This window comes from Taibaiella helva (assembly GCF_003545695.1).
GTDB classification, from domain to species: Bacteria; Bacteroidota; Bacteroidia; order Chitinophagales; family Chitinophagaceae; genus Taibaiella; species Taibaiella helva.
Genome location: NZ_QUZZ01000009.1, coordinates 53586 through 71906, shown reverse-complemented (window position 1 = coordinate 71906; position 18321 = coordinate 53586). Strand labels below are relative to the sequence as shown.

Here is an 18321-nt window from a genome sequence, read left to right as displayed (position 1 = left end):
GCCTTCAACTTATTTATACTAGCAGAAGATGATCCGCAATTTATTGATCTTCTCCATGAAGAACCGCTGGGTGGTGGTCGGACTGGCCATCGCGCTCATGGGGATCGGGTACTGGTGCTTTACCCAGCTCAAGATAGAAGCCTATCCCGATATTGCCGACACCAACGTGATCGTGGTGGCGCAGTATCCCGGCCGTGCTTCCGAAGAAGTGGAGCAACAGGTGACCGTACCTATTGAAAGGGCGCTGCAGAACACGCCCAATGTGATGGACCGGCGCAGCCGTACCATCTTCGGGCTCAGTGTGGTGCAGCTTACCTTTAAGGATGGTACCGACGATTACTTTGCCCGGCAGCAGGTGATGGAACGCCTGCAAACCGCCGAGCTACCCGATGGTGTAGCGCCCGAGCTGGCGCCCTTGTCCACTGCCGTAGGCGAGATCCTGCGCTATGTGGTGGAAGCCCCGCCTACCTACAGCGCTACACAGCTGCGCGACCTGCAAGACTGGGTGATCAAGCCGCATATCCTGGAAGTGCCGGGCGTAGCGGATGTAACCACCTTCGGCGGCCCGCTCAAGCAATTCCACATCCTCACTTCGCCCGACCAGCTGCGTAAATACGGCCTCGACATCGCCGACCTGGAAAAGGCGGTGCAGGAGAACAACCAGAATACGGGCGGCAACATTATCGACCGCGGCGGACAAGGCTTTGCGGTTCGCGGTCTCGGCGCGCTGAAGAAAGAAAGTGATATCGAAAGCATCGTATTAAAATCGGTAAATGGTATTCCGGTATACCTGCGCGATGTGGCCACTGTAGAGATAGAGCCCCCGCCGCCCAGCGGCGTGATGGGTTATACCATTAAGGACGAAGCCATCAATGTGACCGGCGGGGTGGAAGGTATCATCCTTATGCGCCGCTATGAGAATCCCACCGATGTGCTGAAGCTGCTGAAGGAAAAGCTCGCCGACATCAAGGAGAATGAGCTGCCGGAAGGAGTGAAGATCCGCCTGCTCTATGATCGTAGCTTCCTCATCGACCATTCGCTGCACACGGTGGGCGAAACGCTGCTGGAAGGGGTGAGCATCGTGATCATCCTGCTCATCTTTTTCTTTGGCAGCGTGCGCAGCGCGCTGGTGGTGGCCCTCACCATTCCCTTTGCCCTGCTTTTTGCTTTTATCCTGATGCAGATCGCACACATCCCCGCCAACCTGCTATCGCTGGGCGCGATCGACTTCGGCATCATCGTGGATGGCGCCTGCGTGATGACGGAGCACCTGATCCGGAAATACCGAACGGCCACCGTTGCGGAAAAGAAAGAAGGCATTGTGAAGATCACCCTGCTGGCTGCCCAGGAAGTGGGCCGCGAGATCTTCTTCTCCGTAGCGATCATTATCCTGGCTTATATGCCCATCCTGCTGATGACACGTGTGGAGGGCAAGCTGTTCTCGCCGATGGCGCTTACGCTGGCTTTTGCCGTGATCGGCAGTATGATCGCCGCGCTGACCTTTATTCCGGTGCTCATCTCCTTTGCTTACCGCAAAGCGCTGTCCAACCCGGACAAGCCCATGAAAGAGCCGAAGAACATTATCCTCAACTTTATGGAGCGTTCCTATGGCAAGACCCTTGCCTGGATCATGCGCCGCCCCAAAGGCGTGGTCTTTGCGGGCTTCGGGCTGGTGCTGCTGCTGGTGCTGCTGGGCGGCAAGCTGGGCAGCGAGTTCCTGCCTACACTCGATGAAGGCTCGATCTTCCTGCGCGGTAATTTTCCTGCCGGGGTAACGATACAGGAGAATGCGAAGAATGCGCCTAAGATCAGGGAGATCATAGCCAAATATCCGCAGATCTCTTTCGTGATCACGCAGAGCGGGCGCAACGATGATGGTACGGATCCTTTCCCGGCCAACCGTAACGAGATACTGGTGGGCCTCAAAGATTACAGCCTGTGGAGCGATACGATCAAGAAGAAAGACCTGGTGCAGCAGATCAAGAACGACCTGCAGCGGCAGCTGCCTGCCGTGCAGTTCTCCTCGGGACAGCCCATTATCGACCAGGTAATGGAGATCGTAAACGGCAGCGCCGCCGATCTGGCTATATCTGTGGTGGGCGACGACCTGGGCATGATGCGGGAGAAGGCGTATAAGATCGCCGATATCGTATCGAAGACCGGGGGCGCCGATGCGGTGAACATCGAGCAGGAAGGGCCGCAGGAACAGCTGTCGATCAACATCAACCGGCAGAATGCGGCGCGCTTCGGCATCAACGTGGCCGATATCCAGAACATGATCGAAGCCGCTATCGGCGGTAAAGCCGTATCTGTGCTGTATGATGGCACCAAGCGTTACGACATCGTGGTACGTTACCTGCCGCAATACCGCAACAACATCGATGTGATCCGTAACCTGCAGGTGACCTCGGCCTCCGGCGCCCTGGTACCCATGAGCGAGCTCGCCGACATCAGCTACGTAGAAGGCCAGACCAATATCTACCACTACGGCAGCAAACGTATGATAACGGTACGCACCAATGTACATGGCCGCGACCAGAGCGGCTTTGTAAAAGAGGTGCAGGAAAAAATAGGCAAGGCCATACAGGTACCCAAGGGGTACAGCATCATGTACGGCGGCCAGTATGAAAACCTGGAACGTGCGGGCAAGCAGCTCGCCTTTACTATCCCGCTGACCATAGTGATGGTGTTTTTGCTGCTGTTCGCGCTGTTCCGGCAACTGAAGCATACACTCGTGACCATGAGCTGTATCTTATTTGCGCTGGCCGGCGGTATCGTAGCCCTGCTGCTGCGCGGCTATTACTTCAATGTATCGGGCGGCGTGGGCTTCGTCAGCATCTTTGGCATCAGCGTAATGGCCGGTGTGCTGGTCGTTTCGGCCTTCAGACGATTGATGTACCGCGACCACGGCTTAAGGGCGAGGGAAGTGCAGCATGTCGCGCAGGAACAGCTGAGGGCTTTGCTGTCGATATTGATCGTGGCCATCATCGGCCTGTTCCCTGCAGCTTTCTCTTCGGGTATCGGTTCCGACGTGCAACGGCCGCTGGCTACCGTGATCATCGGCGGACTGACCAGCACGCTTATTTTCGCCCCCATATTGCTGCCGCCTTTATTCTTCCTCGTCAACAAAGGCAAGCGGGAAGAGAAACCGCCGGGAGAACATTAAAACAGGAAATGATCGCCGGGCCTGCACAGCAGGTAAAGAACCAGAGATACGATGGCCCGGCGATCATTTTCAAAAGCATACCTTCAGGAAAATAAGCGCCAATAAGGAAAGCATGGGCAAGCTTCTTTACATGGCACCACAAAACGGGCAAATTTTGCCCCCTCAGATATTTTTTTATCTTTGCCCAAATTCATGCCGAAATGAAGCAGACAACTACTATCTTATCGACATGCATCGCATTGATTTTTATGGCTTCCTGTGCCGCACCAAAGCCTATGGGCGCAACGGCCGGGAATTCCGCGAAACCCGAATTTATTGACGGGATCACGGTTGCCGGCGGTAGCAGCAATGTTAAACTTACCCAAAAGAAGCAGGTATACCGCAAGATCGGTTCTATACCTGAAGAGCTGGAGACTGCAGAGCAGCCCAGCATTTCCCGGAGCAATATCCAGGAAGGCAAAAAGAGAAATAAATCCCTGTATACTTTTATTGAAGAGTGGTATGGCACGCCTTACCGTTTTGGCGGTACCAGCAAAACCGGTATTGATTGCTCGGCCTTTACCCGTCAGCTATACGAGGATGTGTATAGCCTCGACCTGTTCCGTACTTCGATCGAACAATTTGCCAGCGCCTTGTCGGTGCGCAAGGACGAGCTGAAGGAAGGCGACCTGGTGTTCTTCAAGATCCATGGCAAGCGCATTTCCCATGTGGGCGTGTACCTGTACGATGGTAAGTTTGTGCATGCCTCTGTAAGCCAGGGTGTGGTGATCAGCGACCTTGGCGATGCTTACTGGACGCGCTACTATGCCGGCGCCGGCCGAATGGGCTAAGCTGGGCAGGTTTGTATGCCAAAAAAAATTCTTTAAAAATTCTGCCTCCTTTTTTTGGTGGATTTGAAAAAGTAGTTACCTTTGCAATCCCAAAGCGGAACAAACACAGTAACAGTTCTTTAAACGAATGCAGAAGTAGCTCAGCTGGTAGAGCACAACCTTGCCAAGGTTGGGGTCGCGGGTTCGAATCTCGTCTTCTGCTCCACAGAAAATTCCAGGCTCCTAACAGAGTTTGGAATTTTTTTTTATCATTGCATTTCAAAATCAATGATGACCGCCCTGGTGGTGAAATTGGTAGACACGCGGGACTTAAAATCCCGTTTGCAGCAATGCAAGTGCGGGTTCAAGTCCCGCCTGGGGCACAACTTACAGCCGATCCGAATGGATCGGTTTTTTTGTTGGGTCGAACATAGGTCGAACAAATCGAATTTTCCAGCTTAAGGACTGAAATCCATGTGTTGACGGTTCGACCCCGGCCCACACCACAAGACAGAAAAGCCCTTTAGCATTTTAGCTAAAAGGCTTTTTTCATTTGGTACAACACAGGTACAACATCCTATATCGTTTCTAACAATAGCATCAGAGCTTTAGCGTTCTTTATCCCAGTCTTCCATAACTTGCTTATAGGTTAACCCACTCGGGTCTGATCGTTGTGCACCCTCCAAACATATGGCTAACAACAAGCACAGCCCATTTTTCTCAACACCAAATTTTCCGCGCGCATTAATTACATCATTTATTTCACTAAAAAATCGATGCAATGAAATGGAAGTATGCGACTCAGGTGTGTAGAGGCTCATATCAAAATCAAGCCCATATTTATTATTCAGGACATGTAGAACGTTCAGTTCATCTATCCTTTACTTCATCTATGCGTTCAAACTTGCCTTTGTCTAATAAGGAGTTTAAGTGAAAAGCAACAAATGCAAATTGATTGGTTTTAGGGAAAGGTGTTTTCATTATATTAATTTAAATATTAGCATCGATGCTTCAAAGATCGGTATTTATTTGACAGCAATCAGACCTGGATATAATATTTTATATCTTTGTAACTTATTGGTAAAATTTTATGTCAGATATAAGAAGAGATTTATTAAACAAGTTTAATAGTAGTATATATAGAAATTTTGGTGCCTTTTTGTCGGAAATGTCTATAGAAGGATTTAGGGGAATAACAGAAACCATAAAATTTGAATTTCCTATTACCGCAATTAGCGGATTCAATGGGGCGGGTAAAAGTTCAATAGGCCAAATCGCTGTTTGTGCGTACAGAACTCCAAGCACAGATCGGATTTATAAGCGAAAATATATAAAGGATTTTTTTCCACAATCAGCCAGCTTAGATCCCGCACCTTTTGCGGCGAATGCTAAAGTTATTTACAAGTACGCCACAAATACACCTGTACTGCAAAATCTTACAGTTTCACGGCAAAGAGTGGAATGGTCTGGGTATAAAAGGCAACCCGAAAGACACTGTTTTTACGTTGGTTTTGCAGCCTACATTCCCAAAATTGAGAGTAGGGGCAATAAAATGTATAACAATGCAAGAATGCAGCTTACTGAAAGGAGAGAAATTAGTCCCCAGATTCATAATCATGTTAAGCAAATTCTGAATTCGGATTATGATCAAGTTTGGTTTCAGGGTATGCAGGCAGACGGAAAGACGAATGAAATCGGTATGCTATCAAGATATGGCTACACTTACTCGGAAAACAATATGGGCTTTGGTGAAGGTAGACTGCTCTATATGATTGACCTATTAGAAAACGAGCCGAATAATAGCTTGTTTGTTCTTGAAGAACCCGAAACATCTCTCCACGGTGATGCCCAATATAAGTTCATTAAATATTTAATGGATATTTGTAATCGCAAAGGACATCAAGTAATTCTTTCTACCCATTCAAGCACAATGTTGGAAGCCCTACCCCCAGAAGGAAGAAAATTTTTAATACGTGACAGAAATGGTGTAAAAATTATAGATAGGGTCAGTGCTTACAGAGCTAAGTCGCTTTTAAGTAACGGTCATACTCATGCATTAGAGGTATTGGTAGAAGACCGTTTTGCCAAGGCTCTTTTAATTGAAGTTTTAAGACAAAAGGCTCCCGAGCTTATTGCTTCTATTGGGATTTATGCGGTCGGCGACGCTAATGCAGTTAGGCAACTTACGGAATATTTAATTAATGTAGGGCATCGCGCAATAGCAATTCGTGACGCAGATAAAGGTGATCAAAGACAAGCTAAGTTGTATAAATTGCCCGGTAGCCTGCCGCCTGAGAAAGAAGTTTTTCTTGACCCACTAGTTCAAGATGAAATAAGCAGGGCGTATCATTTGGATGTTAAAGAAATTTTCTCTACCGCCGGAGATTTGGATCATCACACCTATTCTGAATTTCTTGCATCAAAGGCGCATTGTCCTAAAGAGGTGTTAGAGCATTTTGCGATAAACCAATATATAAATGTGAGAGGCTTGTCTTTCTTTGATGATATTATATCAGTAATTAATTCCGAATTGGAGTAAATTGAAAAACGTATCCCATAACTGCTTATTTCGATTTTTTAAGCCATTAAGCAATTATTGCTTAATGTCCTATTATTACACTTACTTCGCATATCCCGCATTTCGGATTAAATTCGTTGCTGAGTTCAGAGCAGCCATTGCAGGATCAACAGAGCCGATTTACCCGGAAGGAATAACTCCAAAGAGATCAAGGGTTGTCCAATATTTGGCAACGCTTGATCTTTACGCAAAACGGAATAAGTCTAATTGCTTTCCAACCTTCACCGAGTCTGCCTTTTCCGGCATTACTCTCTTTACAAGATAATACACTGTAACATCCTCATTGCTGACAATTGCCCATGTCAATTTAAGGGCATTGCTCCTTGTGTTGTGCCTGTTCTGCTGAATATCCCAAGATAACTTCATCAGGCAGCTTCGATGAAAAGCCGGTGTGATATTTGTTTGCCGTACTTCAAGTTGCACTATCTTCATCGGATCTTCAGGAGATAGCTGCCGGGTGCACCGGGCTTGCTGATCTGGACGCATGAATATCCCTGGCCAGCATACTTTCATAAAACCTCCTGACATAGTCATACAGCAAAAGCTCATGAAGCCTGTTATTGGCCGGGATCAGCCGGTTTATATGCATGTGGATATAGCTCCCGATATAGTCCTTGTGATCAAGTCCGTATTGGCTGCACAATGCTTTGAGCGTACACACGATACCGGACAATTGCTTATCCCTTTTCTTTTGCAGCATAAATAACTGCTGCATCAGAGGGTCTTCGTCAATACCTTGAAGGATGTTTTCAACGACCTTCCTTTTTTTTCTATAAGAATCATTTAATACCCGCATGTTTTTGGGATTAAAGTGGTATTCCAGCCGGAATGCGTCACTCATGCTTCTGATCAGCGCCATCCTGTCCGCTGCCCTTGCGTCAAAAAGGTGGAGATAGGCATCGATGTTTTTCAGTCCGATTTTCCATTTATGATCTTCGTTGCCATAGCGACCAATCAATTGCAACATTTCGATGGTATAGCGGCTGTCTACCTGGAATAGCGACTCGGTGGTCTCCATCAGGTGTATATTATACCTTTCTATCTCTCTGTAATAAGTGTCTAGCTGTATTTTCCAGACGAGCCCGCTTTCGGTATACTTTTGTAGCTTCCCGTGAAAGGCGCTCAAAACAGGGCTGTAATGATCCGTATCCGTCAACCGGATCCTCAGACGCAAATGATAATAAGGGTCTGTGTAGCGTATGAAAAAGAAGCCCGACAGGTAACCTTTTCGCTTTAGTTGCTTTATGGTATTATACAGCTCATGGGTCAATATTTTATCTGCAAATGACCGGCTCACATAAAATTTTAAGTAGAGCCATCCCGAGCCCGGCATATATTGCTCAACCATTTTTTCCTTGCTTTATACTTTATCTTTATAATAAGCAATGCTGAATTCATTCCTGTAAATTTTACCCTCGTTATCCTTCACAATACCGCATTGATCATCAAACAAAAATTCTTTGAAGGTCATCGCATTATTTTTCCGGATAAGCGCAGGCAGGGAGCTTATGTTCCTGCCATCTTCCAGGTCAAGGAACAGCTCATTGTCCCCTTCCGCTAATAGCACATAACGGGGGATGCCGTACTTTTTCCGCCAACGGCCGGCTTGCTCCGATAGCCCCTGGTCCTGGTCTTCGAAGTAATACTCCAGTTCCTTACGGGTAAAATACCAGGTAGCTGGCGAAAGGATCACATTCTTATATTTTATCCTGGGAACGAAAGGGAGCGCTATATTGGGATGGAGCGCTGCGCCTTCGATGCATTCGTTGTCGTACTGCAGGTCGCAGAGCAGGTTAAAGACAGGTATCGTGGACAGGCTATGGTTGAAAGCGTTGGTGTGCACGGCTTTTACCTCCCTGTTTAATTTCCTGGACTTCAGTAGAACGGCACCATTCTTTACAGATATGGTCAGATCGGAAACCGGAATTCTTTGCGCTTCCGGCAGTTCGGAACAAGATAAAATGGTCAGCTCGTAGTCCCTCATCTGCGGCCTGATCACGACATTCCCAATACGTGGATTGGTGAGATGCACAATTTCAAGGATGGGTCTTGGTTCCAATTCCTGTTCTTTTTGAGCAATGCTCCTGATACTCTTTTCAATATCGGCATGCGTGTGGGAGAACCGGGCCATCAGGTTGGCCCCGGAATGATCTCCGAAAGTATTAAGCTTTAGTATTGGACGATTCCCGTCATTGCCGACAATCTCAAAGTTGCAATAGAAAGTAGGATACAGCCCGGCAGGCTCACCGGGCACAATATCTTCATCACTCAATACAATTTCAGACGTATTTTCCCTCGAAGCCTCCAATATCTTTTTCAACAACAATTCCTGGAATGGATTCCAGCTTATCACGCCCTCTGCCTGCTTGCTCCGGGGAAGGCTCAGACCTTTGATCAGATCATTGGTATATGGTCCACCGCTGTAATTTACCGGGTAGCCTATGCCCGTATCGGCATCTGTAACGAAGAGCAGATCAAGCTCCCGCTCTTCATATTTTTCAGTGAAGACCTTCTTGAACGTTTCCAGGGCTTCGCTTTTCCGCTTCACCGGTGCAAGCCGGGTCACAAACAATATTGCAGACAGTATATCCTGAACAGTTTCCTCATTCAATACGGCTTTTTCCGTCTCCCGGTATAGATCTATCTGAAAAACATTCTTTCTGCTATAAGTAATATTCAGCTCATCCAGGTGCCTGATGATCTGTTGATAGCTGTCACGGCTATCCTGCTCGTTGTTGATCCCGTCCAGCTTTTTACGGATCTCCTTTAAGGTATGCAGCGTGGACGATTTTGTGTGCCGGCTTTCTAATACTCCGATCGTTTTATCCAGGATGTCCGTTCCGGTGAGGCAGGGGTTTAGCTCGCTAATGAGCAGGTTGGCTTCTATAAGCTCCCGTATAAATGCTGTTGCGTCTTCCGGGGATGCATCCTTTTCTATCTTCCTGATATACAGAACCAGCTCCCCGATCGTGCAGCCTTTACCGCAATACCGTAAGACCTTTTTCAGGTAGGAAGAGTGCGTGGCTGAAGCGATAGCATACCTGAAAAACCTGTTTTTGGCAAAGTCCTTTTCGAAATAACGTACCCGGTCCAGAACCTCATATAAGGTATCATTAGGAAAATACAGGATCTCCTGCCCGACGACATTATCCTGCTCAAGGCTATGTATCAATGAGCAGAGCACTTCCATGTCCAGGCGGGCATTTTTCCGTAACCGCCCGCTAAACAGGACCTGGGTATTTCCGGCCCCGATCGTGCCTGCGCTTACACTTGAAAACAGACCATAGGGCGTGGTCCGGGTCCTTATTCTTTTCCAGTATTTATATAAAGAATCGTTTATTTTGCCTTTGTCTTTCTCGCTGATGATATAACCTTTCCTATATTTCTCCATTTCGTCCCATAGCTCACCGGAAGCAATATATATGGCTTCTTTGAAAAAGGTATTATGAAAGAAATCAGGCTCAATCAGCTCCCGGCGATCGAATGGCAGCGCCGGAGATCTTAAAAGAAATTTTTCGAATGGCTTGTAGTGACCGCTCATATACTATAGTAATAAAAATCCCGGCCAGCCGGACGAAACGTTGAAATGAACGTTCAGTAACACCAAACCCACACCGGCTTTGCCTTCCAATAAGCTCATCCTTTGGGTGTCGTATTGATCCTGGTCCATCAGGTAGAAGATCTTCTTTTCCCGGTAAAGCTTTACCGTCTGTTCCAGCCAATACTGTGCTGTTTCCTGGTATCGTTGATTGCCTGTTTTCAGGTACAGATCATGATAAATAACAGCAATGCCCGAAGTTCCATGACAGATGCTGGTATCTGAAACCATATTTTCAGCAAGGTCGCGCCGGTTGGCACAGAAATCGAAAATGGCCAAAGCTTTATGCTGCAGCGAGGGATCTGCCAATGCCTTTGCCGCGCTGAGCAAACCGATACCGATGCCGAGGTCGCCATAGCACCAGGCCAGGCGGCTCATTTTAATATCCCCGTTCTCCTTTGAAGCATAGGGGAACAGGGAACCGTATTGCGACGCATCGATCTCCTGGTCCAGTATATAATGAACGGCTCCCTGTAACAGCTCTTTAATATCAACCTTGTCGCTGCCCCCATTTTCCAGGAGCTTACTGAGCAGGACAATAATGCTGGACATACCATGGGACAAAGAAATATTAAAGCCTTTACCCTCTCCTCCCTGACTCCATTTGACATGTTTTCCTTCCCATATAGCGTGCTCCTGCAGGTGGCGCAGCAGCAGGTCGGTCTGCTCCCTGAAGGAGCCCTGTCCCGATTTTATCCGCTCAAGATAATAAAAGCCCATGCCAACGGCGCCATGCAGGAAATCAAGGTTCCCTTTTTGGAGCAATTCTGTATAAGCCCGGTATAGATAATCATCTATTTCGGCATCCACAAAGTCAAACGGCATTTCGTCATCCTCATACTGATGCCGGTACAGGAAGTCGATGCCGGCGCATGCGCCTGAAATACCTGCGCAATAAGGCGCATAAGGTTTCTTGTTTGCTATGGATAAAAAAGCCTCTTCTACGAAGTCCTCTGCATGGATCGCATAGTCTTTTCTGAGCTTGCCATATTCCTCGAAGAACAGGGCGCTTCCGGTCAGCCCGGAAAGCAAACCATAATTACTCTGGTATAGTTGTTTGCTGCTGATCAGTTCGGTAGCAATCTCCTCTAATATATCTTCATACATTGGGTAAATAATACTGGTATTAAAGAAAGGAAAGAGACTTTACCGAAGTCCCTTTCCTTTTCTGTGACGCACTGGACAACAGTGCTATTCTGCCATGGTTACAGGCTTTTCTTTTAGCAGCTTCGCTGTATTCTTTTAACAATTACGGCCTACAGAATGGAACTCTGTCGGTGCAATTGTAGGTACAATCTGCTGCGGAGCAGTTCCACCTGGTCTGCAATGGGGAACATCCATCGGTACAGCCCTGGGTACAATTCCCGTCCCAGGTAGGAAAAGGAGCGAGGCCCGCATCCATGTCTGCCATACGGCCACCAAGGACCTGGTCGGTCATAGGCTGATCCAGGTGAGCAATCGTTTCTTTTCCTAATCTTAGCTTTTGAATTTTCCTTTTTTTCATAAAAGAAGTTTTAAAGGGTAATGAATAATGAGCCTTCCAGATTGGCTGTTTTATAGCGATACGCTCAATAGACATGAGCGTGAGCATCTGGTATTTTATATCGCTTTCTGCATGTATTAAGCCCGGATAGCGGTTACCGCAATCAATGCAAAACGCTGTCAGATATCGTTTTGCATAACGTGCAGTTTAGGTAAAGGTCAAAATTCCGCTTTGGTTCCCGAACCGCTTTTTCATAAAACCCGGCTTTTTCTTTATCTACCTGTGTATATTATATTTTTCATCATGCTTTAGCCTGGTTACCGCACAGGCTTTAACGTTATTCGCCTGCCATGAATAATTTATGGGAAAAGCAGTTGCTATCTATTGTTGACTGGCGGCGATTTCCCGGCGGCGATTACAAGAGAAATAGCCTTTCCTGAGCTAGCCGGAAGGCAATTTTCCGCCGGTCGTATATTTTTTTGTGTTTTCCCGGTGATCATCCTACCTTTTTATACACTTATGTAAAACGGCACTCAATGACGAGACCATCAGAAGACCCGATCACCGGTCTGTACAGAGACAGCTTCCCCGACTTTGTGCGGATGATCCGGCGCATGGGTGGGAGTTCCGAAGAAGCGAAAGACGCCTTTCACGATGCTTTGCTGATCTATATGGAAAGAGAAAGAGCGGGGAAATTGAATCTTCATTCCTCACCAAAGGCTTACCTGCTGGGCACGGCAAGGATCTGCTGGCTGCATACGCGGGGCAAGGGGCCGATATCGGAGCTGCCCGAAGGATTCGAAGCGGCGGAACCAGAAGACCCAAACGAAGAAGAAAGGGAGAAGAGCCTCCTGGAATCCCTGGTAAGAAGCGGGAAGAAATGCATGGAGCTCCTAAAGGCATTCTACTATGATCATTGCTCCATGCAGGAGGTTGCCGACCGCTTTGGCTTTAATGGCAGGCGGTCGGCTACCGTTCAAAAATACAAATGCCTTGAGAAGGTGCGGGAAGAAATAAAAACGACACAAGCTTATGCGCAGTGAACTGAACGAGGTATACCTGATCGACCAATACCTGCTCGGACGGCTCAGCAAAGAAGAGGAACAGGTATTTGAGGCCAGCCTGCTGCTGGATGAAGCCGTCGCAGAAAAGGTGGAGTCACAACGCACGGCTCACCGACTCATCCGTCGCTATGCCAGGAAAGAAGAGCGGCGACGGCTCGAAGAAATTTATCAGCTACTACTAAACGAGCCCGATTTTGTCCATCAAATAAAAATCATATGATCATTCCAACCGTCATCGACAGCGCGACCAGGGGCGCCTACGATATCTATAGCCTGCTGCTGAAAGAGCGGATCGTCTACCTTGGAACGGCGATAGAAGAAAACGTCGCTAACCTGGTTGTAGCGCAGCTGCTGTACCTCGATAGCGAGAACCACAATCCCATCATGCTCTACCTCAACAGCCCGGGAGGGGTCGTCTATGGCGGCTTTGCTATCTACGATACCATGCTGAAGCTGAAGTCGCCGGTAGCCACGGTAGCGGTGGGCTTCTGCGGCAGCATGAGCACTTTCCTGCTGACGGCGGGACAGAAAGGACAGCGCTATGCCCTACCCCACGCAACCATCCATATGCACCCGACCGGCGGCGGCGCAAAGGGATATACGGAGGACGTACGCATCGCGTATAAGGAGCAGGAACGGTTGCAGAACCAGATCTTCCACCTGATGGGAAAATACTCCGGCCGCACCCGGGAAGAAATAGAAGAGCTGTTCCGCCGCGACCGGTTTATGAACTCCGTAGAGGCCCTGAATTATGGCTTTATCGATGAGGTGCTGGGAGATACCGACGACCTTATCGCACTGGACGAGGTGCAGACCAGAATTCATTTTCAGGCGCCGGGAAAGGACCGGGAGGCTATAGGATTCAGGCAGCATCCGGCGTAACTTGCCGGAGTTCATGATCAAGGAAGATTTCGGTGGAAAGGCCAGGATGTAGCACCTGCAATCCTGCTGGACTTTTCGTACTTATGGTGTAAAGAAGCGCACACACGAGGTGCTTGTGCGCTAACGGGGATTTTGTATCATTGCGGGTGCAGCAAAATTTTTCGAACGGATAAAAAATCTTCGGAAAACAGATATCCATACGGTGGATATCAACAAGGTCAGGGCTGTGATGGCAACACCGGTCTTAAAGAACGCGTAGTCAATAATCTGCGATTTGTAAGCAAGCGACAGCACAAGTATGCCGAATTCTCCGGTTTGTGACAACAAGGCGCCGGCGTAGAAACTCTCCCGCCAATTGTATTGCAGCAGCCGGAAAGCCAGTGCCGACAGGAAACAGTTGCTGAACAGGACCAGGAGTGTTCCGATCAGCACATTCACGTAATCGGCTTTGATGTAGGAGAGATCGAGGCGAAGTCCGATCGAAAGGAAAAATAATGCGGCAAAAAACACTTTGAACGGCTTCAGAGATTTTTCGAGCCAGCTAAAGGCTTTCATTCTCCCGATAAAGATGCCGGCCACAAAGCTCCCGAGCGCACTGCTTAAGCCTGATAGCTCAGCCAACACTCCAAACCCCAGACATATGAGCAGTCCACTGAAAACCTGTAAATCATGATCTCTGCCAACGCTCCTGAACAACGACAGCAATGGCATGCTTCGATGATTCCTGATAAAACGAAATAAAAGCATCACAAGGACCGATATAAACACGGGCAATATAAGACTGGCGAAAGTAACGCTTTCATTGCCTAAAAATTGAAGTATGATCATTGCCGGCCCCAGCAGTGCATCCTGGAACACCAGCATATTGAGTATATTGCTACCCAAAGGCGATGCCAGCTCACCGTTCTTACGAAGATATTCTGTAACGACGGCTGTGCTGTTAAAAATAAATAACAACGCTATCAGGATAATATTGATAAGTGGCCACCGGGTAAGTATGCCTATCACAACAGCGAACAGAAAGGAGAGCACGATCTTAATCAGCTGCATGGTTATCGGCCGGGAGAGCTGGCTACGGCTATCGGGTACATTTATTTCCATACCCAGGAAAAACATGAGCAGCAAAATGCCTATCTCTCCGATCGCTTCAATTTCATGTACCTGTGTGATCGTCTTAAAAACATGCGGCCCAAGCACAACACCTGCCAGCATATAGGCCGCCATATAAGGCTGCTTCACCCTTCGGAGCAGCACCATTAACGCCAGGATGAAAAGGCACATCTGGCTCAATGGAAACAGGAATTCGTTCATAAAATCCGGCTTATTGCTTTACTTACGGCTCCAGGTTATAAAACTTAAAAATTTCCCGGGTGATGACCCGGCAGTTCCAGGCCAGCTCGTCAAGCCGGCAATACTTAACTTGTAAAATCTCATAAGGGAGCTCATTCAGCCTCACCAGGCTGATGCGTAAGGGCAAGTCCCTACCCTGGTCATACAGACCAAGCAATTGTTCAAAGGTGTCCTGCGCAACGTCTTTGCCCACATTCATGAAAAAACGACAATACTCGATATACCCGTCGCAGACCCTCATGTCCACGACGATGCCAAATGCTTCGTTCATAGCCATTCATTTTTAAAACTGATAATCAGAAAAGGCCCGTAAAAACGGGCCTTTAGGATGTTAACCAATTTCAATTAACCTTGGCGCTTTCTTCTTAGCCTCTTCTTTCTTCGGTATGGTAAGGTGAAGCAAGCCATTTTCATATCGGGCCGCAATTTTTTCGTCATCCACCACTTCTTTCGGCAGCTCAAAGCTTCGCTGGAAAGATTGGTAGCTGAACTCTCTGCGGCTATAGCCTCCTTCATCGTTTTCCTTCCGATGCTGCTTTTGAGAGGCAATGGTAAGGGTATTTCCTTCGAGAGAGATATTGAAGTCTTTTTTCTCCATGCCCGGAGCCGCCATCTCTACTTCGAAGCTGTCATTGGTCTCCCTGATATTAACCGAAGGCACCGTGGTGCTTGTGGCGGAAAAATTACTGTTGTTCCAGTTAAAAAGCTCCCGGCTAAATAGGTCATCGAACAGCGCGGGGAATGATGGAAAATTCGCATTCCTTTTGATGAGTGACATAATCAACCTCCTTTTAAGTTAGTTAACAATAATTGATGAGCATTTTCAGCGATCGCTGCTCTACCATAACCTGATCAAATGCTGTACCAGCAAGACTTTGGCAGATTTTTTTTCAGTTTTCTGTCATTTTTTCTGTCATTTTTTCCCCGATGTTTTTCTATACGCTTCACCGCCGGCGCACGCGCCTCGCACATACCCGTCAGATATGCCTGATATTCCGTAAGCTGGCATAAGAAACATCCGCAATTCAGTCTCTATACCCCTATAGCTGCAAAGATGCCGGCATTTGCTACATTTGGGCATTACACATTATTGCTCATTGAGAGCGATGATGCGTCCATCCTATCACGGCCAAAACCAATAAAGAAATGAAAAAAATAGGCTTTTTATCCTTCGGGCATTGGGCAAACCATCCGGCGTACAGCACCAAAACCGCAGGCGATACCTTGCTGCAGTCGATTGAGCTGGCCGTAGCAGCAGAAGCAATGGGCATTGATGGCGCCTATTTCAGGGTACATCACTTTGCCCGGCAGCTGGCCTCCCCCTTTCCTTTACTCGCCGCTATCAGCGCCAGGACCAGCAAAATCGAGATCGGTACGGGTGTGATCGATATGCGCTACGAAAATCCCTTGTATATGGTCGAAGAGGCCGGCGCTGCCGACCTGATCTCCGGCGGCCGCCTGCAGCTGGGCATCAGCAGAGGTTCGCCCGAACAGGTCATTGAGGGCTGGCGCTATTTTGGCTATGAACCGGCCGCAGGCGAAACCGATGCGGATATGGGCCGCCGGAAAGGGCTGGAGTTCTTCGAGCAATTGAAAGGGGCCGGCTTCGCTCAGCCCAATCCCAATCCTATGTTCCCCAATCCACCCGGGCTTCTGCGCCTGGAACCGTTCTCCCAGGGCTTGCGCGAGCGCATCTGGTGGGGATCGGCTTCCGATGCTACCGCCATCTGGGCCGGCCAGGTGGGCATGAACCTGCAAAGCTCCACGCTGAAATTCGATGAAAGTGGCAAGCCCTTTCATGTACAGCAGGCCGAGCAGATCCGCCTGTTTAAGCAGGCCTGGAAGGAAGCGGGGCATCAGCATACGCCCAGGGTTTCGGTAAGCCGGTCCATCTTCGCCCTGGTCAACGACCAGGACCGGCTTTATTTCGGCCAGGAGTCGGGCAAGGCCGACCAGGTAGGTATCCTGGAAGGAAACCGGCAGGCCATTTTTGGCCGGAGCTATGCTGCTGCTCCGGACCGGCTCATCGAAGAACTAGCCAAAGACGAGGCCATACGGGAAGCCGATACTATTCTCTTAACGATCCCCAATACTTTAGGTGTGGCGTATAATGTGCATGTGCTTTCTGCTATACTGGAACATGTAGCGCCCGGACTGGGCTGGCGATAAACAGGGATAAGCGATGGTCGGTAACATCAGGTACAAAACCAGAATTGCAGTGATCGGGGCCGGGCAGGCGGGACTGTCTGCTGCCTATCATTTAAAGAAACAGGGCCTGGACATCGGCCGGGACTTTATCGTTCTTGATGAAGCCCCACAGCCCGGCGGCGCCTGGCAATACCGCTGGCCTTCGCTTACCCTGAGCACGGTCAACAGGATTCATGATCTGCCCGGCATGTCTTTCGAACAAACCCTTGGGGTGCATGATGCTGAAGTACGTGCGAATGTAGCCGTACCGCATTACTACGATCTGTACGAAAAACAATTCGGCATACAGGTCTATCGCCCGCTAAAAGTTGACAAGGTCTATAGACACCAGGAGCAGTTTTATATCGATTCTGCCACAGCTCTATTTTCTTCTTCAGGCATTATCAATGCTACCGGCACCTGGGAGAATCCCTATGTCCCCGAATACCCGGGCGCTGATCTGTTCCGGGGAACGCAATTGCATACCAGAGATTTTAAAACAGCCGATGCGTTTAAGGGCAAACATGTCATCGTTGTAGGGGCCGGTATTTCCGCCATACAGCTGCTGGACCAGATTTCAAAAGTGACCACCACGACCTGGGTTACCCGGCGTCCGCCTGAATTCAGGGAGGGGCCCTTTGATGATGTCGCCGGTCATAATGCCGTGGCGATGGTAGAAGAAAGGGTAAGAAAAGGATTACCGCCTTTATCGGTGGTTTCCGTCACCGGTCTGCCGCTTTCGCCCGAAGTCCTCGACATGAAAAAGAGAGGCGTGCTTAATCGTCTTCCCATGTTCAGCGAGATCACCAGAGATGGCGTGAAATGGGAAGATGGACGGGAAGAAAAGGCGGATGTCATTCTGTGGAATACCGGTTTTAAAAGCGCCCTGGAACATTTAAAGCCGGTATTGCCCCGCGAAGAAAACGGAGGTATTATAATGGCGGGAAGACTGGCCACCATGGTCGCCAAAGAGCCCCGCATCCACTTAGCCGGCTATGGCCCATCGGCATCCACGATTGGCGCCAATCGCGCCGGCGCTGCGGCAGCAAGAGAGCTGATGAATACCCTGGGGATATAATGTAATACACAAGGAAGGATACACCCGGAAAATGTGCGCTGGCGAGGGGAAAGGAACTTAAATGATCGGATCATTTTGTGCAAGTGATTGTAGAAAATCCTGTTGACATGTAATCATTGATGAATC

General features: G+C 48.6%; 15 protein-coding genes and 2 tRNA genes. 10 read left to right on the top strand and 7 right to left on the bottom strand.

The annotated features are described in order from the left end of the window. Nucleotides 1-28: 28 nt before the first annotated feature. The 5 genes from DZC79_RS14910 to DZC79_RS14890 all read left to right on the top strand — a co-directional run bounded on the left by DZC79_RS14910 (nt 29) and on the right by DZC79_RS14890 (nt 6514). On the top strand, nt 29-3166 hold the full coding sequence (locus tag DZC79_RS14910) for an efflux RND transporter permease subunit (protein ID WP_118952403.1): 3138 nt from the start codon (nt 29-31) through the stop codon (nt 3164-3166). A 200-nt stretch (nt 3167-3366) separates the two neighbouring features. After that, nucleotides 3367-3996 (top strand): C40 family peptidase, encoded by a 630-nt coding sequence (locus DZC79_RS14905; protein ID WP_118952402.1) that lies wholly within the window; start codon nt 3367-3369, stop codon nt 3994-3996. A gap of 129 nt (nt 3997-4125) precedes the next feature. Further along, nucleotides 4126-4201 (top strand) — tRNA-Gly (locus DZC79_RS14900). 71 nt (nt 4202-4272) lie between these two features. Next, nucleotides 4273-4358: transfer RNA gene (locus DZC79_RS14895), tRNA-Leu, on the top strand. Between the two features lie 707 nt (nt 4359-5065). Next, nucleotides 5066-6514, top strand: coding sequence for an ATP-dependent nuclease (locus tag DZC79_RS14890; protein WP_118952401.1), 1449 nt, complete (start codon nt 5066-5068; stop codon nt 6512-6514). 478 nt (nt 6515-6992) lie between these two features. Here DZC79_RS14890 and DZC79_RS14880 read toward each other — a convergent pair whose 3' ends face one another. From DZC79_RS14880 to DZC79_RS21885, 4 genes are all read right to left on the bottom strand, one after another. Continuing rightward, a complete protein-coding gene (locus tag DZC79_RS14880) occupies nt 6993-7886 on the bottom strand; it encodes a thiopeptide-type bacteriocin biosynthesis protein (RefSeq protein ID WP_262607310.1) in 894 nt (297 codons plus the stop codon). Nucleotides 7887-7913: 27 nt separating this feature from the next. Continuing rightward, complete coding sequence (locus DZC79_RS14875; protein WP_118952398.1) at nt 7914-10094, bottom strand: lantibiotic dehydratase family protein; 2181 nt, start codon at nt 10092-10094, stop codon at nt 7914-7916. A gap of 3 nt (nt 10095-10097) precedes the next feature. Then, entirely contained in the window at nt 10098-11258 is a 1161-nt protein-coding gene (locus DZC79_RS14870) for a lanthionine synthetase LanC family protein (RefSeq protein WP_118952397.1), read from the bottom strand. A gap of 142 nt (nt 11259-11400) precedes the next feature. Next, the gene (locus DZC79_RS21885; protein ID WP_198666904.1) at nt 11401-11655 is read right to left on the bottom strand and encodes a class I lanthipeptide; all 255 of its coding nucleotides are present in this window, start codon (nt 11653-11655) and stop codon (nt 11401-11403) included. Between the two features lie 515 nt (nt 11656-12170). Between DZC79_RS21885 and DZC79_RS14865 the strand changes: the two genes are divergently transcribed. The 3 genes from DZC79_RS14865 to DZC79_RS14855 are packed head-to-tail and all read left to right on the top strand — an operon-like array spanning nt 12171 to nt 13580. Further along, nucleotides 12171-12677, top strand: a complete 507-nt coding sequence (locus DZC79_RS14865; protein ID WP_157977174.1) for an RNA polymerase sigma factor — start codon at nt 12171-12173, stop codon at nt 12675-12677. Continuing rightward, nucleotides 12667-12918 (top strand): anti-sigma factor, encoded by a 252-nt coding sequence (locus DZC79_RS14860; RefSeq protein ID WP_118952395.1) that lies wholly within the window; start codon nt 12667-12669, stop codon nt 12916-12918. Before DZC79_RS14865 ends, DZC79_RS14860 begins: the two co-directional genes overlap by 11 nt. Beyond that, entirely contained in the window at nt 12915-13580 is a 666-nt protein-coding gene (locus DZC79_RS14855; protein WP_118952394.1) for a ClpP family protease, read from the top strand. Before DZC79_RS14860 ends, DZC79_RS14855 begins: the two co-directional genes overlap by 4 nt. Before the next feature lie 120 nt (nt 13581-13700). Here the strand turns inward: DZC79_RS14855 and DZC79_RS14850 are convergent, their stop codons facing one another. The 3 genes from DZC79_RS14850 to DZC79_RS14840 are packed head-to-tail and all read right to left on the bottom strand — an operon-like array spanning nt 13701 to nt 15708. Then, nucleotides 13701-14891, bottom strand: a complete 1191-nt coding sequence (locus DZC79_RS14850; protein WP_198666903.1) for a cation:proton antiporter — start codon at nt 14889-14891, stop codon at nt 13701-13703. Nucleotides 14892-14913: 22 nt separating this feature from the next. After that, nucleotides 14914-15201, bottom strand: a complete 288-nt coding sequence (locus DZC79_RS14845) for a hypothetical protein (protein WP_157977173.1) — start codon at nt 15199-15201, stop codon at nt 14914-14916. Nucleotides 15202-15261: 60 nt separating this feature from the next. After that, nucleotides 15262-15708, bottom strand: coding sequence for an Hsp20/alpha crystallin family protein (locus tag DZC79_RS14840; RefSeq protein ID WP_118952391.1), 447 nt, complete (start codon nt 15706-15708; stop codon nt 15262-15264). Nucleotides 15709-16076: 368 nt separating this feature from the next. Here DZC79_RS14840 and DZC79_RS14835 point away from each other — a divergent pair, with 368 nt between their 5' ends. Both DZC79_RS14835 and DZC79_RS14830 read left to right on the top strand, forming a co-directional pair. Beyond that, nucleotides 16077-17099, top strand: coding sequence for an LLM class flavin-dependent oxidoreductase (locus DZC79_RS14835; protein ID WP_118952390.1), 1023 nt, complete (start codon nt 16077-16079; stop codon nt 17097-17099). Between the two features lie 13 nt (nt 17100-17112). Beyond that, complete coding sequence (locus DZC79_RS14830) at nt 17113-18195, top strand: NAD(P)-binding domain-containing protein (RefSeq protein ID WP_118952389.1); 1083 nt, start codon at nt 17113-17115, stop codon at nt 18193-18195. The last annotated feature ends 126 nt before the right edge of the window (nt 18196-18321 follow it).